General features: G+C 55.7%; 21 protein-coding genes. 12 read left to right on the top strand and 9 right to left on the bottom strand.

The window, feature by feature from the left end:
* Positions 1 to 181: 181 nt before the first annotated feature.
* The 4 genes from D4100_RS06215 to D4100_RS06230 form a co-directional block, all read right to left on the bottom strand.
* Positions 182 to 1,279 carry a fucose-binding lectin II gene (locus D4100_RS06215; RefSeq protein ID WP_119803556.1) on the bottom strand — a complete coding sequence of 366 codons (1,098 nt, stop codon included), beginning with the start codon at positions 1,277 to 1,279 and terminating at the stop codon, positions 182 to 184.
* Positions 1,280 to 1,678: 399 nt separating this feature from the next.
* On the bottom strand, positions 1,679 to 2,647 hold the full coding sequence (locus D4100_RS06220) for a threonine ammonia-lyase (protein ID WP_119803558.1): 969 nt from the start codon (positions 2,645 to 2,647) through the stop codon (positions 1,679 to 1,681).
* A gap of 199 nt (positions 2,648 to 2,846) precedes the next feature.
* Positions 2,847 to 3,359 (bottom strand): serine protease inhibitor ecotin, encoded by a 513-nt coding sequence (gene eco, locus D4100_RS06225; protein WP_119803560.1) that lies wholly within the window; start codon positions 3,357 to 3,359, stop codon positions 2,847 to 2,849.
* 140 nt (positions 3,360 to 3,499) lie between these two features.
* Complete coding sequence (locus tag D4100_RS06230; protein ID WP_006320905.1) at positions 3,500 to 4,348, bottom strand: 5'-methylthioadenosine/S-adenosylhomocysteine nucleosidase; 849 nt, start codon at positions 4,346 to 4,348, stop codon at positions 3,500 to 3,502.
* Positions 4,349 to 4,500: 152 nt separating this feature from the next.
* Here D4100_RS06230 and D4100_RS06235 point away from each other — a divergent pair, with 152 nt between their 5' ends.
* Together D4100_RS06235 and ybjG are read left to right on the top strand one after the other, a co-directional pair.
* Positions 4,501 to 5,235 carry a phosphatase PAP2 family protein gene (locus tag D4100_RS06235; RefSeq protein WP_119803562.1) on the top strand — a complete coding sequence of 245 codons (735 nt, stop codon included), beginning with the start codon at positions 4,501 to 4,503 and terminating at the stop codon, positions 5,233 to 5,235.
* A gap of 5 nt (positions 5,236 to 5,240) precedes the next feature.
* Positions 5,241 to 5,846: an undecaprenyl-diphosphate phosphatase gene (gene ybjG / locus D4100_RS06240; protein ID WP_119803564.1), complete on the top strand. Its 606-nt coding sequence runs from the start codon at positions 5,241 to 5,243 to the stop codon at positions 5,844 to 5,846.
* A 36-nt stretch (positions 5,847 to 5,882) separates the two neighbouring features.
* On the opposite strand, the gene D4100_RS06245 is transcribed toward ybjG, so the two are convergent.
* Positions 5,883 to 6,716, bottom strand: coding sequence for an aldose epimerase family protein (locus D4100_RS06245; protein ID WP_119803566.1), 834 nt, complete (start codon positions 6,714 to 6,716; stop codon positions 5,883 to 5,885).
* A 226-nt stretch (positions 6,717 to 6,942) separates the two neighbouring features.
* Between D4100_RS06245 and deoC the strand changes: the two genes are divergently transcribed.
* From deoC to D4100_RS06265, 4 genes are all read left to right on the top strand, one after another.
* On the top strand, positions 6,943 to 7,623 hold the full coding sequence (gene deoC / locus D4100_RS06250; protein WP_020826066.1) for a deoxyribose-phosphate aldolase: 681 nt from the start codon (positions 6,943 to 6,945) through the stop codon (positions 7,621 to 7,623).
* A gap of 145 nt (positions 7,624 to 7,768) precedes the next feature.
* Positions 7,769 to 8,533, top strand: a complete 765-nt coding sequence (gene deoR, locus D4100_RS06255) for a DNA-binding transcriptional repressor DeoR (RefSeq protein WP_006320910.1) — start codon at positions 7,769 to 7,771, stop codon at positions 8,531 to 8,533.
* 969 nt (positions 8,534 to 9,502) lie between these two features.
* Complete coding sequence (locus D4100_RS06260) at positions 9,503 to 10,798, top strand: HAAAP family serine/threonine permease (RefSeq protein ID WP_006320911.1); 1,296 nt, start codon at positions 9,503 to 9,505, stop codon at positions 10,796 to 10,798.
* A gap of 215 nt (positions 10,799 to 11,013) precedes the next feature.
* Entirely contained in the window at positions 11,014 to 12,381 is a 1,368-nt protein-coding gene (locus tag D4100_RS06265; protein WP_006320912.1) for an L-serine ammonia-lyase, read from the top strand.
* 254 nt (positions 12,382 to 12,635) lie between these two features.
* Here the strand turns inward: D4100_RS06265 and D4100_RS06275 are convergent, their stop codons facing one another.
* Entirely contained in the window at positions 12,636 to 13,841 is a 1,206-nt protein-coding gene (locus D4100_RS06275; RefSeq protein WP_006320913.1) for a serine hydrolase, read from the bottom strand.
* Between the two features lie 465 nt (positions 13,842 to 14,306).
* Between D4100_RS06275 and D4100_RS06280 the strand changes: the two genes are divergently transcribed.
* Together D4100_RS06280 and D4100_RS06285 are read left to right on the top strand one after the other, a co-directional pair.
* Positions 14,307 to 15,674 carry a pyridoxal-phosphate dependent enzyme gene (locus D4100_RS06280; RefSeq protein ID WP_119803572.1) on the top strand — a complete coding sequence of 456 codons (1,368 nt, stop codon included), beginning with the start codon at positions 14,307 to 14,309 and terminating at the stop codon, positions 15,672 to 15,674.
* 13 nt (positions 15,675 to 15,687) lie between these two features.
* Positions 15,688 to 16,833 carry a trans-sulfuration enzyme family protein gene (locus D4100_RS06285; protein WP_119803574.1) on the top strand — a complete coding sequence of 382 codons (1,146 nt, stop codon included), beginning with the start codon at positions 15,688 to 15,690 and terminating at the stop codon, positions 16,831 to 16,833.
* Between the two features lie 67 nt (positions 16,834 to 16,900).
* Here the strand turns inward: D4100_RS06285 and D4100_RS06290 are convergent, their stop codons facing one another.
* Positions 16,901 to 17,923: an isopenicillin N synthase family dioxygenase gene (locus D4100_RS06290; protein WP_119803576.1), complete on the bottom strand. Its 1,023-nt coding sequence runs from the start codon at positions 17,921 to 17,923 to the stop codon at positions 16,901 to 16,903.
* A gap of 295 nt (positions 17,924 to 18,218) precedes the next feature.
* On the opposite strand from D4100_RS06290, the gene D4100_RS06295 reads away from it, so the two are divergent.
* Complete coding sequence (locus D4100_RS06295) at positions 18,219 to 18,875, top strand: HAD family hydrolase (RefSeq protein ID WP_119803578.1); 657 nt, start codon at positions 18,219 to 18,221, stop codon at positions 18,873 to 18,875.
* 101 nt (positions 18,876 to 18,976) lie between these two features.
* Positions 18,977 to 19,597, top strand: coding sequence for a glutathione S-transferase family protein (locus tag D4100_RS06300; protein ID WP_119803580.1), 621 nt, complete (start codon positions 18,977 to 18,979; stop codon positions 19,595 to 19,597).
* Between the two features lie 23 nt (positions 19,598 to 19,620).
* On the opposite strand, the gene D4100_RS06305 is transcribed toward D4100_RS06300, so the two are convergent.
* On the bottom strand, positions 19,621 to 20,730 hold the full coding sequence (locus tag D4100_RS06305) for a PQQ-dependent sugar dehydrogenase (RefSeq protein ID WP_119803582.1): 1,110 nt from the start codon (positions 20,728 to 20,730) through the stop codon (positions 19,621 to 19,623).
* 131 nt (positions 20,731 to 20,861) lie between these two features.
* Between D4100_RS06305 and D4100_RS06310 the strand changes: the two genes are divergently transcribed.
* Both D4100_RS06310 and D4100_RS06315 read left to right on the top strand, forming a co-directional pair.
* The gene (locus tag D4100_RS06310; RefSeq protein WP_006320920.1) at positions 20,862 to 21,281 is read left to right on the top strand and encodes a GNAT family N-acetyltransferase; all 420 of its coding nucleotides are present in this window, start codon (positions 20,862 to 20,864) and stop codon (positions 21,279 to 21,281) included.
* Positions 21,282 to 21,292: 11 nt separating this feature from the next.
* Positions 21,293 to 22,279 (top strand): magnesium and cobalt transport protein CorA, encoded by a 987-nt coding sequence (locus D4100_RS06315; protein WP_119803584.1) that lies wholly within the window; start codon positions 21,293 to 21,295, stop codon positions 22,277 to 22,279.
* A 40-nt stretch (positions 22,280 to 22,319) separates the two neighbouring features.
* On the opposite strand, the gene D4100_RS06320 is transcribed toward D4100_RS06315, so the two are convergent.
* Entirely contained in the window at positions 22,320 to 23,702 is a 1,383-nt protein-coding gene (locus D4100_RS06320; protein ID WP_006320922.1) for a sodium:solute symporter family protein, read from the bottom strand.
* Positions 23,703 to 23,742: the final 40 nt, after the last annotated feature.

Raw genomic sequence — 23,742 nt, forward strand, 5'->3', positions numbered from 1 at the left:
GCCTGTGCTGGCGCTGCGGGGGAAAATCACACCGGATCATCATGCAAATTCATGCACCTAATGCATGCATGGCCTGAAAACGTAAAAACAGCGGAATAATGGCATCAAAAACAGGCATTATTGCTGCAATGCCGTTCACTTAAGGAATACAAACTCGTTTTGCCGGGGGATACTTACTTTATTAGGTCAACGGCCAATTCAGAACGACAACGCTATCATTGTAATCGTCGTCACTACCACTCTCTGCACCTATGGTCGCAAAACCAGGCTTCCCATCAAGCGTGTTATCTGAATAGCGCAGCTTGCACGGCTTACCGTCCCCCTCAACCTGAACACAAACATTGCCCGCACCTGAATGGTAAACCTTGGTATTTTTACCATCACTGTTATTCATCGGCGTGTTGTTCAAGCCCTTACCGTTATAGGTATCAACCAAATTGTCGTCGATATACAGTTTGACAGTTTGTTTATGGGCGTCGGTATTGGCGTATGCTGTCAGGCCAAAGGTGGTGTTTGGTGGCAGTTTGAAACAATGCTTGCCAGAATTATCTTCACCGCATGAACCTTTGCAGCCACAGTTTGGATCATCTTTATGGCATGGCTCATCTTTGTGACATGGATCATCTTTGTGACATGGGTCATCTTTATGACAGGGGTCTGGCTGTGGCGAAGGTACCTGGCACGGATCCGTTACGTTATTCATTCTCCACAACCCGGCGTCGTATTTTCTGTTCTCGTCAATTGAGGTGAAAACCAAATGCAGCAATTCATTTGAATAAATGCCCTTACCATCAATGCAAAGGAAGCTTGTTCTTGGAGGAAATTGATTAATAAGAACGATGGGGTCATTCTCTCTGATTATTCCATCTTGGGAGGTGGTTTGCATTACTATTTTCCAACGAAGAGCTGGTGCCGCTACGGGATCAAGATTAGAGGTGTTTGCTCTATAATATTCACCCGGGTTTGCACACTGACTAACATCACCATACACAGCTAACAGACCACCATCACACTCATTCAATCCTTTTAAAACAACAATGTCATTATTCTTAACTTCTGCGCCCGTTGATTTCCCCTCACCAGACAACACTCGCCAAAATCCAACCGCACTCTTCAGAACTTTCTCGCCACGAAGAGAAGGAGTATTCACTGTGACAGTATTAAAGTGTGATCCAGGCGTAGTATCAGGGGTAGAAGTAGCCAAATAACCACCCGACCAGTTTTGATAATGATTTTGTAATGAAATTGCATCGCCATACTTAATTACCAGATTGCTCATGTGCAGCCTCTTTTTGTCTTGATATTTTTAAACAAATTATGTCATTCGGAGAATAACCACCAATACCACTACAATTAACAAGGACTTTACGCATGTCAGCCTGTGTTTAAATTTTATTTTTATTAAAGTGTGACATTCCCACCAATATGTAAAAATATAATAAGTAAATATTTTCTTGTGCTAGATTCTCGACGTTATGGTGAATTTTGTGCTGAATTGCCTGATGACTACTTTGAACATATTAATTCGCCTGAAATGAACGCGGTAGATGAAATTCGTAGTGTGGTCGAAGCCGCACGGCCCGCCAATGAAGGCGGCCGTGAGGCCGGAATGCCGATGATGACAACGGGAAGGCTGCGGATTTTATCAGGCATCCGACACCGTGCCCGCAGGCCTAAATCACTGCTCTTGCGAGTAAGCGACCCATTTAGCCATGTCGCGATGCGAGATATTCCCGCCGCACACCACTATCCCGATGACGGCATCAGAGGGTAACCTGGGTGCAGTGGCAATGACGGCAGGTATAAGCGCGCCGGAGGCGAGTTCAACCCATAATTTTGCCTGTTCGCCAAAGGCGAGCATGCCGTCAATCGCCTCCTGATCCGAGACAACAACTATGTCCTCGGCATAGGCTTGAGCATGGGCCAGCATCATTTCATCAATAATCGGTACCCCAAGGGTAGAGATGATCGAGGTGACATCAATATTCACCGGCTTGCCGGCACGCAACGCCTGATGCATCGAACTGGCACCTGCGGTCTCTACGCCCCAGATTCGGATATCAGGCTTAATGGCCTTTAGCGCCGTAGCCGCACCTGCCAACATTCCACCGCCACCCACGGCAATGAAAACGTCGGTCAACTCCGGGCAATCGGCAATAAACTCTAGCGCCAGGGTTCCATGCCCTTCAGCTATCAGCGAATCGTTGCAGTCGTCGATGACGACATATCCTTCGTCAACCATAACTTTGGCGCGCGCAAATGCAGCGTGAACATCGGTTTCTATGATGACGGTACTGCCCAAGTCACGGACCCGCTCGACAGAGGTCGCCGGCGCGCTGGGGGGCATGATTATAGTGACGTTGGCACCAAAGATCTTCGCAGCCTCGGCAATAGCGATACCAAAATTGCCGCCACTCACCGCGACAAATCGGGTCTCTTTGAAATCGCCTTTCAGGCTCAGGAACTTGTTAAGCACCCCGCGCGCTTTAAAGGAACCGCCAAGCTGAGTATTTTCAAGCTTCAGGAAAACCGGTCTCTGAATCTTTTCGGCCAATCTCGAGCCGGCAATGGTTGGCGTACGGATGACCTTCCCTGCTAACCGCTCCGCCGCCGCGAGGACCGCGTTAAATTCGATTAATGTTGTCATTTTTGCCCAGTCAGGTAGATGTTGTTGAATCAAGTGTTTGGCAAACTATCCCGACTGAGAATAGAGTTCTGCGAGCAGGGTTGCAACAGGTGTACATATTGGTTTTTGCCACAAAAAAACCCGCCTGCGGGCGATTGCCAATTGCGCAATCCACTCTCCAGACGGGTTCGTTTTCGTGTAATGGCCTAGCCGCGCTGCATTACTTTTGTTCGGCGCTGCTCAGGGTGTCTTCGGCTTTCCACACGCGGTATTTCACTTCCACGTCTTTCGGCACGTAAACCACGATCGGCAGTCGGCTGTTGTAACGCTGCATGGCGGCATCACCCAGGTTGGCGGCGATAAACTTCTTCTGCTTGGCACCGTCCGGGCAAGCCATCATGGTGGAGGCCGGTGCAGACAGTTTATCCAGCACCAGGTAGTCGTAGCCCCAGCCGGAAAGGGTTTTGCTCTCCAGCGTGCCGCCCATCATGTGGCGGTTACAGTCCACTTCCAGCGTTTTGCCGATCAGCAGTTCAACCTTGAAGTTTTCTTCCTGCTCCTGCTTCGGCAGATAAATCACCTGGCGGCTCATGCCCTTTTCCGCTTTCGGGTACGGCGCGACCTTTTCCAGCGGCTGTTTGCTGATATCGGCGTCAGCGGGCGGGGTGGCAGCAATAGCGCTGGCGGAAACGGCCATCAGCAGGCCGGAAAATACAACGGATACCTTGTTCATGTTTTATCCCTACAGTTTATAAGATGCTTCGGCCATAAACTAATACACTACCGCCAGCCTGGCTATAGGTTTAATCTTCTTTACAATAGCCAGTGCGCAGTTACAAAAACCTGCCACCAGCCATTGGTCGGGATAAAACCTCAGTGGGTTTCGGCGTTGGCGATATAGGCCTTCACCACCTGATAAACATAGTCCTGGCATGCCAGCCCGGTTTGCGGGTCGTATTTGCCCTGATTGGTAATATTGTTGGAAAGCACCCGGATACCGATAAACGGAATAGCGAAAGAAGCGGCGATCTGCGCCGCAGAAGCCGTTTCCATCTCTTCAACCGAGGTGTGATAACTTGCCCGGAAATGGCTAATACGGTCCAGTTCGCTGTTCCACACGTCGGCGGAGCCAATCACGCCCTCAACCACTTTGCCCCGGGTGTAGCTTGCTTTAACACCTTCCGCTATCGCCATCAGTTTGGCGTCTGCCGGGAACTGGCGAATGCTGTGGACATTTTTATCCTCACCCGCGCTGCCCTTCGAAGCCAGCAGGTCCATGGGTTGCCATTGCCGTGAGTCGCTGCCTTCCCCTGCCGCCTTCTTCGGTGTTTTAAACGCACCCAGGCTGACCGAATATTTGCCCAGCACGATATCGTAGACCTTGAGCGCCGGATCGTGGCCGCCTGCGGTTCCCTGGTTGATAATCGCCACCGGATGGAAGCGGGTCGCGGCAATCGCCGTGGCCGCCGCGGCATTGGACATGCCTTTCTGGGTTTCCGATACCACTACCGGGTAACCGTCCAGGGTGCCATGCCAGAAACGCCAGCCGCCAATCTGTTCCTCTCGCGGGTTATCCAGGCGTTGGGCGAAGCGTTCCGCCTCCACCGGCATGGCCCCTTGCACCACAATCGGCCCGGCGGCATGACCCTGCTGCGCCAGTGCTAACGGGGAAAATGTCACGCCACAGGCGGCCAACAGCATAAAGCTCAGTTTTTTCGTCATCACCACAGCATCCCGATAAAAAGCAAAGGATTACCTTAGCCGAAAGGCCAAAGCCCGCCTATCGCTTTCTCGCAGGTCCGCCGAAGGGCTAAGGTTTTCTTAAGACAGAATTATTACAGTGGCACAACTCCTCACTGCCACCGAGCCTGCGCGTGAACCCAAAACCTTCATTAAATCAATCCTCAACGACACAGCAAATTCAGACTAACGCCCTTTACTCCTTACCGGCATCCTTTTACCTTTGGCAGGTTTTTGGGTTGATAGTCAGTGGCTTGTTGTTCCTTTGGCTGTCACGCAACGAACAGTTGGATTGGGCAATCAGCAATTACTGGTTCGACGCTGCCAGCGGCCATTTCCCCTGGCAAAACGATCGCTGGCTGGATCTGATCAACCATCGTTTGCTGAAAATCAGTGTGATTGGCGGTGCGGTGCTGGCGCTGTTTTATGGGATTTACCGCCGTAACCCACGCATGATCGTCGCCATGCTACTGATCGGCATCGGGCCGTTGGTGGTCGGGATCCTCAAAGCCACCAGCGCGCATTCGTGTCCGTGGGATCTGATCGAATATGGCGGTAAGGCGATGTCCTACCCACTGTTCGGCGCGGTACCGGCCGAACCGGGGCCGGGCCGGTGCTTCCCCGGCGGCCATGCTTCCAGCGGTTTTGCGGTGATGGCGCTGTTTTTCCTGTTTTACCCGCAACGCCCGCGCCTGGCTTACTGGTGCTGGTTTGGCGGCATTGCGCTCGGCATGCTGATGGGATTTGGTCAGGTCATGCGCGGCGCACATTTTCTTACCCATAACCTGTGGGCAGGTTGGTGGGTTTGGCTCAGCCAACTGGCTGTTTATTGGATGGTGAGCGGGTATTTCCGCCGCAAGACAAGGTAAATATCATGGAGCAGTTGAATTATCTTCTTTTCGCCTGGATCAACGCGACCCCGGCGTCCCCCGAGTGGTTAATCGATGTTGCGACCTTCCTGGCGCGCGATCTGATCGCCATCGTGCCAGTGCTGATCGTCGGGCTATGGCTGTGGGGGCCGCAGAGCCAACTGGTATCGCAACGTGAAGTGGTGGCCAAGACGACGATTGCTCTGCTATTCGCCATGCTTTCTGCCTCTACCATCGGCATGTTATTGCCGCACGAGCGGCCGTTTGTCGCCGGTATCGGCTACACCTTCCTGGCCCATGCGCCGGACAGCTCATTCCCCAGCGATCACGGCACCGCCATCTTTACCTTTGCCCTGTCCTTCCTGTTCTGGCACCGGGTTTGGTCCGGCATTCTATTACTGATCGTCGCGGCCGGCATCGCCTGGTCACGCGTGTATCTTGGCGTGCACTGGCCGCTGGATATGGTCGGCGGCTTCCTGCTCGGCCTGGTCGGCTGCTTGTTCGCACAACTGGTGTGGAACCTGTTTGGCGATGCTATCGCCGCTAAACTGACGCGCCTGTACCATTTCCTGTTCGCCTTCGCGATCCGCAGGGGTTGGGTAAAAGAATAATCGCGCATAACGACAGGGGCGGCGCCGTCCCTGCCATTACACCACCCCGGTGGTGACACGAAACTCTCGCATTTTTCCTCCCCCCAACATGGTCACCGCAGCCCCGCCGGGCGTATGTGGGCTGCAGGTAGCCGGCTGAACAAACCTGAACAAGCGTTGGCTGCCTTGTTGCGTAATGGGGCGCAGGCCGTAATTGAATTGGGCGGTAGAAAACCGTGTTACATACCGTCTGCCCTTAGAGGCCAGCATAAAGAACTCGGCCTGATCGACATACAGTGACAGATCGTCCGAGCACAGCATCTCTTGTTCGGCCACGCTCCCGTGCGGTGCCAACGCCGGAGCCGGCAGATTCTGACGGAAGACCGCATCCGGAATGCAACCATAGTTAAGGTGGCAAACGTAGTTCAGCGGCAACGGCTCATCGGCAAGGTTGGTGATTTGCATCTCGATGGCAAATTGTGCGCTGTCCGCCGTTAAACGCAATGCCGGGCGTACCCGGCAACGTGGGTGAGAAAGTTCTCCGCTAGCGTAAAGTGCCAATGTATCGCCTTCCACCTGCAACCCTATCCGTTGCATGCCTGCCAACGAACCCTCTTGCTGCAGCCAGGGTGAATGAAACGCAACGCCGCCAACCGGTTTGCTCTTGCCCGGCCGGGCGCTGCGACGCCCCGACTTCAGCGAGTAGCCGTCAAAATCGGCATCCCAAATCGTCAGGCCACGGTAAGGCAATACCGTCAACATGCCACGGCGGTTTGCCAGCGTCAGCACCTGGCCGGCCTCTTCACAGGTAAACGCCGTGACCACAAAATCCGCATTGCGGAAAACTTCATCCGGTTGCATCCCAAACTGCTCAGGCGCCAGATTTATCATTATGTTCCTCCTTTTCCCCTGGACGTTCTGCTCGTAAACGCGCAGCTCGCACCTAAAATGTTATTTAAATAACATAACACCCTTCCTTATGTTATACACCAAACAGGCAAAAAACGATGATCTGCGCGTCATTTTTTAAAATCTCGCTAGGTTTACCGCCAATGAAATGTTACTATTCTAACATTGTTCACATCCTGCTTTGTTTAAACCTCAATAAGGAATCGAGATGACTACCGAAAACATTGATTACGCCCGCTATGTCGATCACACCCTGCTGGCCATGGACGCGACCGAAGAGCAAATCGCCAAGCTCTGTGAAGAAGCGCAACAGCACAATTTTTACGCCGTCTGCGTAAACTCCGGTTACGTACCGCTGGCGGCGCACCTGCTGCAAGAAAGCGAAGTAAAAATTTGTTCCGTGATCGGTTTCCCTCTGGGTGCCGGCCTGACCGTAGCGAAAGCCTTCGAAGCCAAAGCGGCGATTGCGGCCGGCGCGCAGGAAATTGACATGGTGATCAACGTGGGTTGGCTGAAAAGCGGCCTGCTGGATGAAGTCAAAGCCGACATCGCCGCAGTGCGCGAGGTTTGCGCGGCGATCCCGTTGAAGGTAATATTGGAAACCTGCCTGCTCAGCGATGCGCAGATCGTTCAGGTTTGTGAAATGTGTCGCGAACTCGATGTGGCCTTCGTTAAAACCTCAACCGGCTTCAGCACCGGCGGCGCTCGTGAAGAGCACGTTAAACTGATGCGAGCCACCGTGGGCAGTGAAATGGGTGTGAAAGCATCCGGCGCCGTGCGCGATCGCGCAACCGCCGAGAAGATGATCAAAGCAGGCGCCACTCGTATCGGCACCAGCTCTGGCGTAGCAATCGTTTCCGGTGATCAGGCTGCCGCCGGCAGCTACTGATAACCTGAGGCACCTCAGTACCGGGTGCACGCCGTGAAAATCTGATGCGGGGTAATACGTCCAGCCAATGGCTGAGCGCGTATTACCCCGCATTTGTGTGTTCGGCCCTAGAGATTGGCTCTTAACCCTGTGGGAAGACAGACTGATGGAAACGCGGCGCGAAGAACGTATTAACCGGTTAGTGCAGGCGTTAAAGCGCTCTGACAAGATCCACTTAAAAGAAGCCGCCGTGCTGTTGGGCGTTTCAGAAATGACCATTCGCCGCGATCTCAGCGCGGAACCGGCTGCCGTGGTATTGCTCGGCGGCTATGTGGTAGCCGACCCGCGCAGTAACGGCGTGACCAACTATTTCGTTTCCGATCAAAAAGCCAAGCAGGTAACGGAGAAGCGCCGTATCGGCCTGCTCGCGGCTGCGTTGATCGGCGAAAACGACACGGTATTTTTCGATTGCGGCACCACCACTCCAGCGATCATCGACGCCATTGCCGATGAACTGCCTTTCACGGCGGTGTGTCACTCGCTGAATACCTTCCTGGCGTTGCAGGACAAACCGAACTGCAAAGTGATCCTGTGCGGCGGCGAATTCAAACCGAACAACTATATTTTCACCGCCGTCGGCCAGCACAACGAGCTGGACCATATCTGCCCGAATATTGCCTTTATCTCCGCCGCCGGCCTGAGCCTGCAGCATGGCGCTACCTGTTTTAACTTCGACGAACTGGAGATGAAGCACCGGGCGATGGCGATGGCGCAGCAAAAGATCCTGGTCGCCGACCACAGCAAGTTCGGTAAAACCAAGCCTGCATGCATCGGCCCGCTGACCCAGTTCGATCGGGTGATTACCGATCGCCAGCCCGACCCGCAGTTTGTCGAGTTTTTCAACGAAAACGCTATCGCCATTCGTTTTTGAGCCACCTCTCACCGTCGGCTCGCCGGCGGTGCTCTTCACTTGCCGGTTCAGACTCATCGCCAGCAGGACAAATAATGCGCAGTTGAGGCGTTTATTTTTTTAACCGCACGCTAAATCAGGTTAATAAATCGCAACATCCCTTCAGGCAAATTCCCCCACCTCAGTGAAACCCGGCGAAATATCGGCGGTTATTTATGCTTAACGACGTTTTTATATGATAAATAGCGGCAACCTGGATACGATAAATATCAACAAACGCGCAACCATAACGTTCTAAATATGCCCAAATCAACTTATTTATATGATGAATGGTTAAGCATTTTTATTCGCTATCCGGTTAAGTAGTTTACCTGAGTTACTAGCGGGATATTTTCAATAAAACAAATAAAAATCATAAAGTTAATTATGATTTTACTTAAAAACGGAATGTGATCTGCGTCACTAAAAATGCTTAATCCGGGTTTTTAGCTAGATCCAAACCTGCGCTTAAAATATATTGCTCGGCTTATTGGCAACAACAGCGTTTTATCTGGTTAAATATTGCCCATGCCGAATAAACGTTAAAATGCTCATGAGAGCGTTCTCAGCGCAAAATCTTACACAATTGCGCAACACATGCGTGAAAAACCAATAAAAAAGCAGTTACACGCACAGGTTACGCATTTGGGAGCATGATCACGGTTGTTTCTACTGTAAATCGTTATCTTGCCGCCAACAAAAATCGGCAGGCACGGACCTTCCGGCAACAGTAACGATGGAAAGCCCTGTTTCGGCGGAACGTCATTTGGTTAGTTATCCGGCGCCTGCGCAAAAAAGATAATTAGCATAATAAACAACCAGGGGGACGCCAGTTATCCCCGCAAGCAACACCTGATTCTTACCGATGCCGCATCTGATATTGCGCCATTCGGTTTTAACCCTAAGTTTTGCCTTTAATTTTAAATTATCGTGTTCACTTCGGAGATATTTATGGACACTACACAGACCGGCACTATTGCCTCTGCGGCTTCTGGCTCCACCAGTACCTGGCGTAAAACGGACACCATGTGGATGTTGGGCCTGTATGGCACCGCCATCGGCGCAGGCGTTTTGTTCCTGCCAATCAACGCCGGCATCGGCGGTTTGATTCCCTTGATTATCATGGCCATCATTGCTTTCCCGATGACCTTCTTCGCCCACCGTGGCCTGTGCCGTTTCGTACTCTCCGGCAAAAATGCCGGTGAAGACATCACCGAAGTGGTTGAAGAACACTTTGGCATCAGCGCCGGTAAGCTGATCACTCTGCTCTACTTCTTCGCTATCTACCCAATCTTGCTGGTTTACAGCGTAGCGATCACCAATACCGTCGACAGCTTCATTACCCACCAGTTGGGCATGACCTCACCGCCGCGCGCCATTTTGTCGCTGATTCTGATCGTCGGCCTGATGACCATCGTGCGTTTCGGTGAGCAAGCGATCGTGAAAACCATGAGCATCCTGGTGTTCCCGTTCGTCGCCGTGCTGATGCTGCTGGCCGTGTATTTGATCCCGAACTGGACCGGCGCCATCTTCGAGAACGTCTCCCTTTCCGGCGCAGGCACCGGCATGGGCAATGGTCTGGTGATTACCTTGTGGCTGGCGATCCCGGTCATGGTGTTCTCCTTCAACCATTCGCCGATCATCTCCGCCTTTGCCGTCGCCAAGCGTGAAGAATACGGCCAGGAAGTTGCCGAGAAAAAATGCTCCCGCATTCTGGGTTACGCCCACATCATGATGGTGCTGACCGTCATGTTCTTCGTGTTCAGCTGCGTGCTGAGCCTGTCGCCAGAAAACCTGGCGGAAGCCAAGGCGCAGAACATCTCTATTCTGTCTTATCTGGCCAACCACTTTAACAACCCGATGATCGCCTACATCGCGCCGGTTATCGCCTTTATCGCCATCACCAAGTCGTTCCTCGGTCACTACCTGGGCGCACGTGAAGGCTTTAACGGCCTGATTGCCAAATCGATGAAGAGCCGAGGCAAAACCATCAGCACCAACAAGCTGAACCGCATCACCGCCATCTTCATGCTGATCACCACCTGGATTGTCGCGACCCTGAACCCAAGCATTCTGGGTATGATCGAAAACATGGGCGGCCCAATCATCGCCATGCTGCTGTTCCTGATGCCGATGTACGCTATCCGCAAAGTGCCTGCAATGCGCAAATACAGCGGCCACATCAGCAACGTGTTCGTCGTCGTGATGGGCCTGATCGCCATCTCCGCAATTCTGTACAGCCTCTAATCAAGCTCCGCCGGCGCCCCGTGCGCCGGCTTCTCTCGGCACGGCCCCCTTCATTAAAAGCGCCTATACGCTATAGCTTTCAAGTTACGGCCAGGCGGCAAACGCAGGAGTCCTCAAGAGCTTACTTAAGTAAGTGAATGGGGTGAGTGCGTGCAGGCAACAACGCTGTGGCTTGAAAGATGAAGGGTATAACACCTGAAGAAGGAGGCGAGACCATGGTCAGCGTTTTCGATATTTTCAAAATTGGTATTGGCCCATCCAGCTCCCACACCGTCGGCCCGATGAAAGCCGGCAAGCAGTTCATCGAGGAGTTGATTGCCAATCAGCAGTTGATGGATACCACCCGCGTGGTAGTGGACGTGTACGGTTCGCTGTCGCTGACCGGCAAAGGTCACCACACCGATATCGCGATTATCATGGGGCTGGCGGGCAACCTGCCGCATGACGTGGACATTGACGGCATCGCCGGTTTTATCCGCGACGTAGAACAACGCGGTCGCCTGCTGCTGGCTAACGGCCGCCATGAGGTGGATTTCCCGTTGCAAGGCGGCATGAACTTCCACAGCGATAACCTGCCGCTGCACGAGAACGGCATGCGCATTCGCGCCTTTGGCGGCGAGCAACTGCTGCACAGTAAAACCTATTACTCGACCGGCGGTGGCTTTATCGTCGATGAAGAACACTTCGGCCAACCCGCGACACATCAGGTTCAGGTGCCCTATCCGTTCCGATCGGCACGCGACCTGCAGCAGCACTGCAAAGACGCCGGCCTGTCGTTGTCCGGCATGGTGATGCAAAACGAGCTGGCGTTGCACAGCAAGGCCGAGATCGACGCCCACTTCGCCGACGTCTGGCAGGTGATGCGCGCCGGCATCGAACGCGGCATGAACAGCGAAGGTCTGTTACCCGGCCCGATGAAAGTCCAGCGTCGTGCCGCCGCCCTGCGCCGTATGCTGGTCACCGGCGACAAGAACAATATCGACCCGATGAACGTGGTTGACTGGATCAACATGTTCGCCTTCGCCGTGAACGAAGAGAACGCCGCCGGCGGCCGCGTGGTGACGGCGCCGACCAACGGTGCCTGCGGCATCATCCCGGCGGTGCTGGCCTATTACGATCAGTTTATTCGCCCGGTGAATCCTAATTCCTACACCCGTTATTTCCTGGCGTCCGGCGTGATCGGCGCGCTGTACAAGATGAACGCGTCTATTTCCGGCGCAGAAGTGGGTTGTCAGGGGGAAGTGGGCGTCGCCTGCTCAATGGCGGCGGCGGGATTGGCGGAGCTGATGGGCGGTAGCCCGGAGCAGGTTTGCATCGCGGCGGAAATCGCCATGGAGCACCATCTGGGGTTGACCTGCGATCCGCTGGCCGGCCAGGTTCAGGTGCCTTGTATCGAACGTAACGCGATTTCTGCGGTGAAGGCGGTCAACGCCGCACGCATGGCGCTGCGTCGCACCAGCGAGCCGCGCGTGTGCCTGGATAAAGTGATTGAAACCATGTATGAGACGGGCAAAGACATGAACGCCAAATACCGCGAAACCTCGCAAGGTGGCCTGGCGATCAAGGTTGTGGCCTGTAACTGAATATCCTTCATACTTGAAGCTGCATCTGTGTTGCCTGCGTGCGTTCACCCCAGTCACTTACCTGAGTAAGCTCCTGGGGACTCACGCTCTTGCCGCGTTACTCGGCAAAGCCTCGCCCCGTTGGGGCCAGCGCAAGCGCTGTTCAACAAAATCGTTGGTTTTGTTGTGATGCAACTCCAATTATTTTGGCTATAACAAAACAAGAAGGGCATGGTTGAGTATGCCCTTCTCATTTGACCGCATTAACCGAGAAGTTAACCGAAGACGCTGCCGAACCACTGGGTCAGCTTCATCATCACCATGTCCCAAATGCGGCTGAAGAAGTTGCCTTCTTTCACTTCCTGCATCACCACCAGCGGATATTGCTCAATGGTTTTACCGTCCAGTTGGAAATCAATGGTGCCCACCACCTGGTTTTTCGCCAGCGGCGCTTCCAGCGTTGGCTGATTCAGTTTGTAACTGGCTTTCAGATTTTTCATCTGCCCTTTCGGGATAGTTACCGCCGCATCTTTGGCGACGCCAAGCGGCACTTCGTTGATTTCACCGAACCACACGCGTTGGGTAACAAACGGCTTGTCGGTCTTGATCGGCGTTACGGTTTCGTAGAAGCGGAAACCCCAGGTCAGCAGTTTTTCACTTTCGCTGAAGCGAATACGGTCACTCGGCGCGCCCAGCACCACCGAGATCAGACGCATTGGGCCGTCGGTAGCGGATGCCACCAGGTTATGGCCGGCACCGCCGGTGTAGCCGGTTTTGATGCCGTCGACATTCAGGTTGGAGCTCCACAGCAGGCGGTTACGGTTAACCTGACGGATCTTGTTGAAGGTGAACTCTTTTTCTTTATGCAGCGCATACTCATCCGGCACGTCGCGGATCAGCGCCTGGCTCAGCAATGCCATATCGCGCGCGGTGCTGTACTGCCCTTCCGCATCCAGGCCGTGCACCGTCAGGAAATGGGTATTCTGCAGGCCCAGAGATTTAGCGTAGTTATTCATCAGGCCGACGAACGAATCCTGGCTGCCCGCCACATAATCGGCCAATGCGATGCTGGCATCATTACCCGACTGAATGACAATGCCCTTGTTCAATTCCATCACCGGTACCTGATCGCCCGGTTTGATAAACATCAGCGAAGAGCCGCGCAGCGCCGGGTTGCCGGTTGCCCAGGCGTCCTTACCGACGGTCACCATATCCTCCGGTTTGATCTTGCCGGCCTTGATCGCCTGGCCTATCACATAACTGGACATGATCTTGGTCAGGCTGGCGGGGTCGAGACGCGTATCGGCATTGCCCTCCGTCAGGATTTTGCCGCTGTTGTAATCCATCAGCACAAACGCCTTGGCGTCAACCTGCGGGGCCGCCGGCGCTTCGGCGGCGTGGAGCGCGGGTGTAGCCAGCAACAAAATGCTGACGCTAAAGGTCAATTTTTTCAGGGAGGTGGATAAGTTTTTTTTCATCATGACGTCGCCAGAGTGTCCATTCAAATCATTGAAATAGCGTTAACTTTCAAACATGTTCACGTTTTCAGCCAACCAGCGAGAGTGGCTCGGCGCGCGTTTGCCAACCGCAGACTCCCTGCGGCCCCCCAGCGGGTGAGCAGCGCACCAAAAATGCCCTTGCTGTGAGTTTATTAGATTTATCTTATTTTTGCAGGGTTTAGGATGAATTTTCATCATTTTTACATAACTGTACGCTCTGTCGCGCAATTTGGATAAAAAGCCAGCCATCCGGTGTTTTTTTATACCACCAACGGCTATACGGCTGCACATCTGAACCGCTGCACATCTGCGCATCCATACGTCCAAATCAGACTAATATATTCCAAAAATGCATATTCAACGGTTATTTGTTCTTTTTAATGCGCTTATTCATAGCGCTATCATCCAGATAACGGTTTTTAAACCGAATTATCCTGGAGATTAATCATGGCAATACCGCACTCCGTCATCGACATGATCGGCAATACCCCGATGCTGGAACTGACCCAGTTCGATACCGGCCCCTGCCGGCTGTTCGTCAAGCTGGAAAACCAAAACCCCGGCGGTTCGATCAAGGATCGCGTGGCGTTGTCGATGATCGAGCAGGCAGAGCGCGACGGTAGCCTGCTGCCCGGCGGCACCATCATTGAAGCTACCGCCGGCAATACCGGCCTGGGGCTGGCGCTGGTGGCGGCCCTGAAGGGCTACAAACTGCTGCTGGTGGTGCCGGACAAAATGAGCCGCGAGAAGATTTTCCATCTGCGTGCGCTGGGGGTTGAGGTGGTGCTGACGCGCTCGGACGTGGGCAAAGGCCACCCGGCTTATTATCAGGATTACGCCAAACGGCTGGCGGATGAGATCCCCGGCGCTTTCTATATCGATCAGTTCAACAACCCGGCCAACCCGGCAGCCCATACCCGCACTACCGCGCCGGAGTTATGGCAACAGATGGAGAATCGGGTGGACGCCATCGTGGTCGGCGTCGGCTCCGGCGGCACGCTCGGCGGCCTGAGCCGGTATTTTGCCGACGTATCGCCGCAAACCGAGTTTGTGTTGGCCGATCCTGCCGGCTCGATCCTGGCGGATTATCTCGACAGCGGCCAGATCGGCGAAGCCGGCAGTTGGCTGGTGGAAGGCATCGGCGAAGATTTCATTCCGCCGCTGAGCGATTTCAATCAGGTGCGTAACGCCTACCGCATCGGCGACGCCGAAGCCTTTACCACCGCGCGCGATCTGCTGCGTAAAGAAGGCTTGTTGGCCGGCTCGTCCACCGGTACGCTTTTAGCCGCCGCGCTGCGCTATTGCCGGGCGCAGACCGAGCCGAAACGCGTGGTCACCTTCGTCTGCGACAGCGGCAACAAATACCTGTCTAAAATGTATAACGATCACTGGATGCTGGAACAGGGCCTGCTGAGCAAACCGCAGCACGACGATCTGCGCGATCTGATCGCCTACCGTCACGACGAGGGCGCAGCGGTGTCGGTCGCGCCGGAAGATACCTTGGCGATCGTTCATGCCCGCATGCGGCTGTATGACATTTCGCAATTGCCGGTACTGGAAGGCGATCGCGTGGTCGGCCTGATCGATGAGTGGGATCTGCTCAATGCGGTTCAGGCAGACGCCAGCCACTTTAGTCTGCCGGCCACCCGCGCCATGACCCAGTCAGTCAACACCTTGCAAAAAGAGGCCAGCTATCAGGATTTGCTCGCCACCTTCAATCACGGCCACGTTGCGGTGGTGCTCGATGGCGAGCGCTTCCTCGGCCTGATCACCCGGACAGACGTGCTTAACGCCTGGCGCCAAAAATTACGCTAATAAGGATGATTGTATGGCCAAGTTTGATACGTTGACCGTTCATGCCGGGTATACCCCGGACGCCACAGGTGCAGTGATGCCGGCTATCTACGCGACCTCGACCTACGCCCAACCGGCGCCGGGCGAGCACACCGGCTATGAATATTCACGCAGCGCCAACCCAACGCGCACCGCGCTGGAAAGCGCCATAGCCGAACTGGAAGGCGGCAGCCGCGGCTACGCCTTTGCCTCCGGCCTGGCGGCCTGCTCAACGGTGCTGGAGCTGCTCGATCAGGGCAGCCATCTGGTGGCGGTCGACGATCTGTACGGCGGTACCTACCGCCTGCTGGAAAAAGTACGCAGCCGCACCGCCGGTTTACGCGTCACCTATGTTTCTCCGGCGGACATCGCCGCGCTGGAGCAGGCGATAGAGCCGGATACCAAAATGATCTGGGTGGAAACGCCCACCAACCCGCTATTGAAGCTGGCCGATCTGAGCGCCATTGCCGCTATCGCCAAAAAACACGGGTTGATCAGCGTGGCGGACAACACTTTCGCCTCGCCGTATATTCAGCGGCCGCTGGAACTGGGGTTCGATGTGGTGGTGCATTCCGCCACCAAATACCTTAATGGGCATTCCGACGTGGTGGCCGGGGTTGCCGCCGTGGGCGATAACGCGGCGCTGGCGGAACAGCTGGGCTTCCTGCAGAACGCAGTGGGCGGCATCCTCGATCCATTCAGCAGTTTCCTGACGCTGCGCGGCATCCGTACGCTGGCGTTGCGCATGGAGCGCCACAGCAACAGCGCATTGCGTATCGCCCAGTGGCTGGAAACCCAGCCGCAGGTGGAGGACGTCTACTACCCGGGCCTGCCGAGCCACCCGCAACACGCGCTGGCGGCGAAGCAAATGAGCAGCTTCGGCGGCATGATTTCGGTCCGGTTGAAAGGGGATGACGCCTTTGCGCGCCGGGTGATCAAACGTTCGCGACTGTTCACTCTGGCGGAAAGCCTGGGCGGCGTTGAAAGCTTGATCAGCCAGCCATTCAGCATGACCCATGCGTCGATCCCGCTGGATCAGCGGCTGAAAACCGGCATCACGCCGCAACTGCTGCGCTTGTCGGTGGGGATTGAGGATGCGGAAGATTTGATCGCCGATCTGCGTCAGGCACTGGCGGAATAATCCCCCGTCATAAGCATGAGGTAAAAAGGCCTGGCTTACTGCCAGGCCTTTTTGTGTTATCCGGCATTCAAACGCCGACGACATCCTGATAGTGGCGCTGCGCCACATCGGGGTGGGAGCGTATCCGCCCCTTCAGATAGTTAAAGCCCACGTCGCGGAACAGCGGATTATGCGGATCGCTGGCCGGGCCCTGAGCCTCTGCCGCCAGTTGCGCAGGCAATTGATACAACGGCACCACGGCGTCCAATCGCGCCCCCAGGAAGAAAGCGATCGACAAGCGATCGCTTCCCGCCGGCGGTGTCTCCACCCTATGCACGGTAGCGCGCAAATAACCGTTGGTCGCCAGTTCCAGCAGCTCGCCGATGTTGACCACAAAGGTCTCCTCGCGCGGCTCGGCATCGACCCAGTTCCCCTCGCTGACTTCGACCTGCAAACCTTTCTGCCGGTCCTGCAGCAGAAAGCTGAGAAAACCGGAATCCTTATGGGCGCCAACCCCTTGCCCGCTGGCGGTCGCTTCGCGCCCCGGGTAACGAATCAGCTTGATGTGTTCATTCGGCTTCTCGCCGTAGAGCGTATCGAATGCCTGCTCCGGCAACGAAAGCGCCAGCGCAAAGGCACGCAGCAACCGCAACGACATGCCGGTCATCGCTTGCTGCCATTGCAACAGCAGCGGTTTCAACTCAGGCAGTGCCGCTGGCCATTGATTCGGCCCCTGCAAACGCGCCCAGCGCGGCGTTTCTTCGGTCAGTTGCAACGCAGGGCGTTCCGCACCGATGTCAAATTGCTCGCGCCAGTCCGGTTGGCCGCGCGTCAGTTCGGCCGCTGCACGGTTATAGCCGCGAAAGTGCGGTGAATGCACCATCTGCACCGCCAGTTTGTCGGCTTCCGGCAGAGCGAAAAATTGCCTTGCTCGCTGCTGCAACTGCGCATTCAGCCGGGTATCTACGCCGTGTCCGCGCAGATAAAAGAAACCGACATCGCGCGCTGCCGCACGCAAGTCATCGAGAAATGCCTGCCGCTGCTGCGCGTCGCCATCAAGCTGCGAAAGATCCAGCAGCGGCAGCGTCTTCAGCGTCAGTGGTGGTGTCATTATCCTGTTCCTCGTCATCCCCAACAAAAACCGGGCCGGTATAAAGGCGAATTATCAACATTTTCAGCTCCTGAATGGCCTGCGCATGCCCCTATAGTTACCACCCAGCCTGACGGGCGAGCCAATATTGTTGCGTTCTAAGATATGCAAAGGTTCAACAAAGTGACGCAAAACCGTCATCAAAGTTTCTTATGCTCTGCGCAATTTCGTCGCCACCGCTGGCTCGCGGCGTAAGGTATCCGCTATTGTTGTATGCAACCCCCCGTTTCCCTCCCTGCCTGCCGGAGAAATACTGATGGATTTAGCCTTGTTCGACCTGGATGAGACCCTGATTGATGATGACAGCGCCAGCCTGTGGATCCGTTGGCTAGTCGCGCAAGGGTTCGCGCCGGCGGAACTGGAACAGCAGGAACAGCAACTGATGCAGCTCTATTACCAGGGCAAGCTGTCCATGGAAGACTACATGCAAGCCACCCTGGCGCCGCTGACCGGCTTAAGCACCCAGACGGTGGCCGGTTGGGTACAGCGCTATATCCGGCGCGATATCCTGCCTCGGGTTTATCCCGCCGCACGTGAGCGGTTGCTGTGGCACCGCGAACGCGGCGACTGCATTTTGGTCATTTCCGCCACCGGTGAACATCTGGTCGCCCCTATTGCCGAACAGCTCGGTGCCGACGGCGCGCTGGCGATTGGCGTCTCCATTGAAGACGGGCGCTTCACCGGTAACACCTACGGCACCATGACCTATCAGAAAGGCAAGGTGATCCGCCTGAAACAGTGGCTGGCGGAACACCCGGAGCTGAGCTTCGAACACAGCCACGGTTACAGCGACTCGCTGAACGACAGGGCGATGCTGGAATATGTCGACAGCGCCACAGTGATCAATCCGGACCGCGAGCTGCATGCGCTGGCGACCGAGCACGGTTGGGAAGTGTGCCGCTGGGAACGTTGAAAGCAGGCAAAAAATGCCATTCGGGTGTGACAAAAACCAAACTGTGACGTATGAATAATCGCTTGGGTTCGTTAATCCGCTGAAGCTTAAAGAGGCGCTCTATGCTGACCATCTGGGGTCGTGAGAATTCAAATAATGTCAGGAAAGTGCTGTGGTGCGCCGCAGAACTGGAGTTGAGCTACACCCATATCAATGCCGGCGGCGCATTCGGCAAGGTGAACGAGGAAGCCTACCGCTCATTAAACCCGAACGGCCTGGTACCGCTGCTGCAAGATGATGACTTCGTGCTGTGGGAATCGAACACCATCGTGCGCTATCTGGCGGCGAAGTTTGGCAGCGAGCCATTCTACCCGCAGGATCTGCAAGCCCGCGCCAGCGCCGAGAAATGGATGGACTGGACGACCTCCACCCTCGTCGCATCCTTTTCTATCGTGTTCTGGGGCCTGGTGCGCACCAAACCGGAACTGCGCGACATGGCGAAGATCGAAGCGGCGATCGCCACGCTGGAAAAACACTTCGACGTAGTGGAAGCCGCTCTGGGCAACCAGCCTTATCTGTCCGGCGAAGCCTTGGGTTTCGGCGACATTACGCTCGGCAGCTTTGCTTACGCCTGGTTCTCCATGCCGATTGAGCGCCGTCCGCGCCCGAACATGGAACGCTGGTACCAGCGGTTGACCGAACGCCCGGCCTATCAACGCGCCGTGATGAGCGAGTTGACCTGAGTGTTGTGCGCCCCTGTGGGGCGCTATGATTTCTCCGTCAGCCCGACACGCAACAGTTTGCCGTTATCCGCATCGGTTAACAGATAAATAAAGCCATCCGGCCCGGTCCGCACCTCGCGGATCCTTTCACCCCGATCCTCCAGCAACCGCTGTTCGGCGATCACCTTATCCCCCTGCAACGTCAAACGAATCAACGCCTCCTGCGCCAGCGCACCGATAAACAGCGAGCCCTGCCATTCCGGGAAACGGTTGCCGTTGTAGAACGCCATGCCGCTGATGCCCGGCGACACTTTCCAGTAATGCAGCGGCTGTTCGGTGCCCGCCACCTTCTGCCCTTGCGCCTCAGGGATCGCCAGCCCGGAGTAATTTATGCCATAAGTGGCGAGAGGCCAGCCGTAGTTTTTGCCCGGCCGAGGAAGATTGATCTCATCGCCGCCACGCGGGCCGTGTTCATGCTCCCAGAGTGCTCCGCTCCACGGGTTCAGCGCCAGCCCCTGCGGGTTACGGTGACCATAAGACCAGATCTCCGGCCGCTTGCCGACCTGGCCGACAAACGGATTATCCGGCGGCACCGCACCGTCGGCGGTTAAACGCACCACCTTGCCCTGCAGTTTGTCCAAATCCTGCGCCGTCGGCCGTTGGTTATTTTCCCCCAACGCGATAAACAGATAGCCCTGACGATCAAACACCAGCTTGCCGCCAAAATGGTTGCCGACCGACAGCTTCGGCTGCTGGCGGAAAATCACCTTGAAGCCTTCCAGCCGCCGGTTGTCGGCGCTCAGCCGCCCGTAGCCCACCGCGGTACCCGCCTTGCCGTTATCACCCGCCTCGGCAAAGCTGAGATAGACCCGCCGGCTATCGGCAAAGTCCGGCGCCAACAGCACTTCCAACAGGCCGCCCTGCCCTTCGGCATACACCTGCGGCACGCCGGCAATTGGCGCTGACAGCCCTTTTCCCTGCTGCCATAGCCGCAAACGGCCCGGCCGTTCGGTAATTAACATCCCCTGATCGCCGGGCAAAAACGCCAGCGACCACGGGTGTTCCAACTTGTCTTGCAACTGCGTTACCGCCGGCGCGGCGTGCAGCAGGCCACTGAATAACAGCAGACCGGCCATCATGGTCAATCGGGGCATGGCATCCTCCTGGACAAAAACCGACCCATTCAGTGTAGCCCAGCAGATCAATTCCGACGTTTGTTTTAAATTTCAATATGTTGAATTTTAGCCAAACTGAGCTTAAGTTAACGGATTACTCAGGAGGAAACATGGACATCACCGTAACCGATACGCTCAGTGAAGACACCCTTGACGCCATCCGACAAGGTCTGAGGGCCCATAACAGCCCGTACATTGATGCCAGCCAGCGCAAACCGCTTGGCGTCTATACCCGGGATGCCTCCGGTCAGGTTGTCGCCGGGCTGACCGCAGAGACCTGGGGCTACTGGCTCAGTGTCGACTGGTTATGGGTGGCGGACTCGCAGCGTGGCACTGGGTTGGGCCGTAAAGTGCTGCTGGCCGCCGAACAGGAAGCTATCGCCCGTGGCTGTCGTTACGTTCGTTTAGATACCTTCAGTTTCCAGGCGCGGCCGTTCTACGAGAAACTTGGCTACCAACTCCAGATGACGCTACAGAATTACCCGGTGGAGCATGAATGTTACTTGCTCACCAAAACCCTTCTTGAATAACAGGTGGCCTGATGGAAACCGCAACCATGGTTGTGAACAGCGTGGCGTACAAAGCCGGTAAACGGCTGGGTGAAGTGACCATTGACGACATCAGCGAAGTCGTCAAACAGCCGGACACCTTCGTCTGGCTTGGGTTGTGGCAGCCGGAGGACACCTTTATGCGCAAGGTGCAGGAAGAGTTTGGCCTGCACGATCTGGCGATTGAGGATGCACTGTGTGCCCACCAACGCCCCAAACTCGAAGCCTACGGCGATTCGCTGTTTATCGTGGTGAAAACCGCACAGTGGCACGGGGGCAAGAACGAAGTCGAGTACGGCGAAACCCATTTCTTCGTGGGTAAAAATTTCCTGATCACGGTGCGCCACGGCGCGTCACCCAGCTATGCCCCCATCAGAGCCAAAGCGGAAGAGAACCAGAAGCAACTGTGCCACGGCCCCGGTTTTGCGCTGTATTCGGTGCTGGATTTTGTGGTGGATAACTACCGCACCGTAGTGGCTAAATTCGAGGCGAGCATCGAAGGCATCGAAGCCAATATGTTCAAGTCGGAATTTGATCAGGCCGCCATCGAGAACGTCTATACCCTGCGGCGGCATCTGCTGGCGCTGCGCAATGCCGCATTGCCGATGGACGAAATCTGCAACCAACTGATTCGCCTGCATGAAGAGGTGATCCCGAAGGAGCTGCGTGCCTACGTGCGGGACGTTCAGGATCATGCACGTCAGGTGGTCAGCAATATCGACGATATGCGCGAAATGCTGACCAATGCGATGCATGTAAACCTGGCGCTGGTCACCGTTAAACAGAACGAAGTGGTGAAACGGCTGGCAGGCTGGGGGGCAATCCTGGCGATCCCGACCGTGATTTTCAGCCTGTACGGCATGAACTTTGACGACATGCCCGAGCTGAAATTCCCCTGGGCCTACCACACCACCCTCGGGGTGACCCTCGCCGGTTGCTTCTTCCTGTATCAGAAACTGAAGAAATCCGGCTGGTTGTAAACCGCAACGGGGGTTGCGCACGGCCCCCCCGTTTTTCGAATCACTCAGTCTGTACCTGCGGCTGCGGGCTTTGCCGGGTCAACAGACTCCCTACCACAAAGGCTACGCCGCCCGCCAACAGGCCGCCATAGATCGGGCTGTTGGCCTCAATGCCGTGATAATACATCAGCCCCAACACGCACAGGCTACCGGCCAACATGCTGGCGATAGCGCCGGCGCTGGTGGCACGCTGCCAGAAAATCGCGCCGACCAGCGGGATCAACATGCCCCCCACCAGCAGATTATAGGCCAGCGTCAGTGCCGCCATAACATCCCGTACCAGAAACGCCAGCCCCAGCATAATCACGCCCATGATCAGGGTGGTAAATCGCCCGGCCACCAACCCGCCCGAGGGCCGCTTGCGGATCGCCGGCAATACGTCTTCCAGCGCAATGGTTGACGATGCCAACAAGCATGCGCTGGCGGTTGACATCAACGCAGCCAGCGCGGCGGCAGCTACCAACCCACTGATGCCTGCCGGTAATACCGCCTGGGCGATGGCGGCAAAGGCGCCGTCTGTATTGGCCAACTGCGGCAGGATTATCTTGCCCGCCATGCCGATCAACGCGCCTGTGACGCCATACAGCACGCAGTACACTCCAGCCCCCAGACCGGCATAGCGCGCGACATTGGCGCTGCGGGCGGTAAACACCCGCTGCCAGATATCCTGGCCAATCAGGATGCCAAAGAAGTAGATCAGGAAAAACACCAGTATGGTGTCCAGGCCAATGGATGACAGCTGATAGTAGCTGGCCGGCAACAGACTGGCGAAGGCTTCCCAACCGCCGGCCTTGACGATGCTCATCGGCATCAGCACCAGCATCAGACCCACGGTCATAATGATAAACTGAATGATATCGGTAAGCGTCAGTGACCACATGCCGCCCAATGTGGAATAGAGCACCACCAAACCGCCTCCCAGCAGAATTGACGTGCTGAAGGGCAACTCAAACATCACTTGCATCACACTGCCGATGGCGATAATCGACGTCACCGCCACCATCAGGTCATACGCCAACATGATGGCACCGCTGGTGACCCTGGCAGCCGGGTGATAGCGCCGTGCCAGCACCTGGCTGACGGTATACAACTTTAACTGGAGCAACGGTTTGGCCAGCACCGTGCTCAGGACCACAATGCCCGCCCCCAGCGCGCCGCATAGCCACACACCCGAAATACCGTAGGTGTAACCCAGTTTAACGCTGCCGATGGTTGACGCGCCGCCAAGCACCACTGCGGACAGCGTTCCCAGGTACAAACACGGCCCCAGATTGCGGCCGGCAACCAGATAATCTTCCTTGGTGGTGGCTCGGCGAACGCCAAGCCAGCCCACAGCCCCTATGACCAAAAAGTAAAACACCACTACCAGCAGATCGAGATTCATCGGCAACTCCGTAGGCTTGTTATTATATGGGCCCAGGCGC

The organism is Serratia inhibens (assembly GCF_003591175.1).
Classification (GTDB): domain Bacteria; phylum Pseudomonadota; class Gammaproteobacteria; order Enterobacterales; family Enterobacteriaceae; genus Serratia; species Serratia inhibens.

Bases quoted from the DNA above. Each gene is read 5' to 3' on its own strand.
- D4100_RS06215 (WP_119803556.1), bottom strand. From the start codon at position 1,279: ATGAGCAATCTGGTAATTAAGTATGGCGATGCAATTTCATTACAAAAT.
- D4100_RS06220 (WP_119803558.1), bottom strand. From the start codon at position 2,647: ATGACAACATTAATCGAATTTAACGCGGTCCTCGCGGCGGCGGAGCGG.
- eco (WP_119803560.1), bottom strand. From the start codon at position 3,359: ATGAACAAGGTATCCGTTGTATTTTCCGGCCTGCTGATGGCCGTTTCC.
- D4100_RS06230 (WP_006320905.1), bottom strand. From the start codon at position 4,348: ATGACGAAAAAACTGAGCTTTATGCTGTTGGCCGCCTGTGGCGTGACA.
- ybjG (WP_119803564.1), top strand. From the start codon at position 5,241: ATGGAGCAGTTGAATTATCTTCTTTTCGCCTGGATCAACGCGACCCCG.
- D4100_RS06245 (WP_119803566.1), bottom strand. From the start codon at position 6,716: ATGATAAATCTGGCGCCTGAGCAGTTTGGGATGCAACCGGATGAAGTT.
- deoC (WP_020826066.1), top strand. From the start codon at position 6,943: ATGACTACCGAAAACATTGATTACGCCCGCTATGTCGATCACACCCTG.
- deoR (WP_006320910.1), top strand. From the start codon at position 7,769: ATGGAAACGCGGCGCGAAGAACGTATTAACCGGTTAGTGCAGGCGTTA.
- D4100_RS06260 (WP_006320911.1), top strand. From the start codon at position 9,503: ATGGACACTACACAGACCGGCACTATTGCCTCTGCGGCTTCTGGCTCC.
- D4100_RS06265 (WP_006320912.1), top strand. From the start codon at position 11,014: ATGGTCAGCGTTTTCGATATTTTCAAAATTGGTATTGGCCCATCCAGC.
- D4100_RS06275 (WP_006320913.1), bottom strand. From the start codon at position 13,841: ATGATGAAAAAAAACTTATCCACCTCCCTGAAAAAATTGACCTTTAGC.
- D4100_RS06280 (WP_119803572.1), top strand. From the start codon at position 14,307: ATGGCAATACCGCACTCCGTCATCGACATGATCGGCAATACCCCGATG.
- D4100_RS06285 (WP_119803574.1), top strand. From the start codon at position 15,688: ATGGCCAAGTTTGATACGTTGACCGTTCATGCCGGGTATACCCCGGAC.
- D4100_RS06290 (WP_119803576.1), bottom strand. From the start codon at position 17,923: ATGACACCACCACTGACGCTGAAGACGCTGCCGCTGCTGGATCTTTCG.
- D4100_RS06295 (WP_119803578.1), top strand. From the start codon at position 18,219: ATGGATTTAGCCTTGTTCGACCTGGATGAGACCCTGATTGATGATGAC.
- D4100_RS06300 (WP_119803580.1), top strand. From the start codon at position 18,977: ATGCTGACCATCTGGGGTCGTGAGAATTCAAATAATGTCAGGAAAGTG.
- D4100_RS06305 (WP_119803582.1), bottom strand. From the start codon at position 20,730: ATGCCCCGATTGACCATGATGGCCGGTCTGCTGTTATTCAGTGGCCTG.
- D4100_RS06310 (WP_006320920.1), top strand. From the start codon at position 20,862: ATGGACATCACCGTAACCGATACGCTCAGTGAAGACACCCTTGACGCC.
- D4100_RS06315 (WP_119803584.1), top strand. From the start codon at position 21,293: ATGGAAACCGCAACCATGGTTGTGAACAGCGTGGCGTACAAAGCCGGT.
- D4100_RS06320 (WP_006320922.1), bottom strand. From the start codon at position 23,702: ATGAATCTCGATCTGCTGGTAGTGGTGTTTTACTTTTTGGTCATAGGG.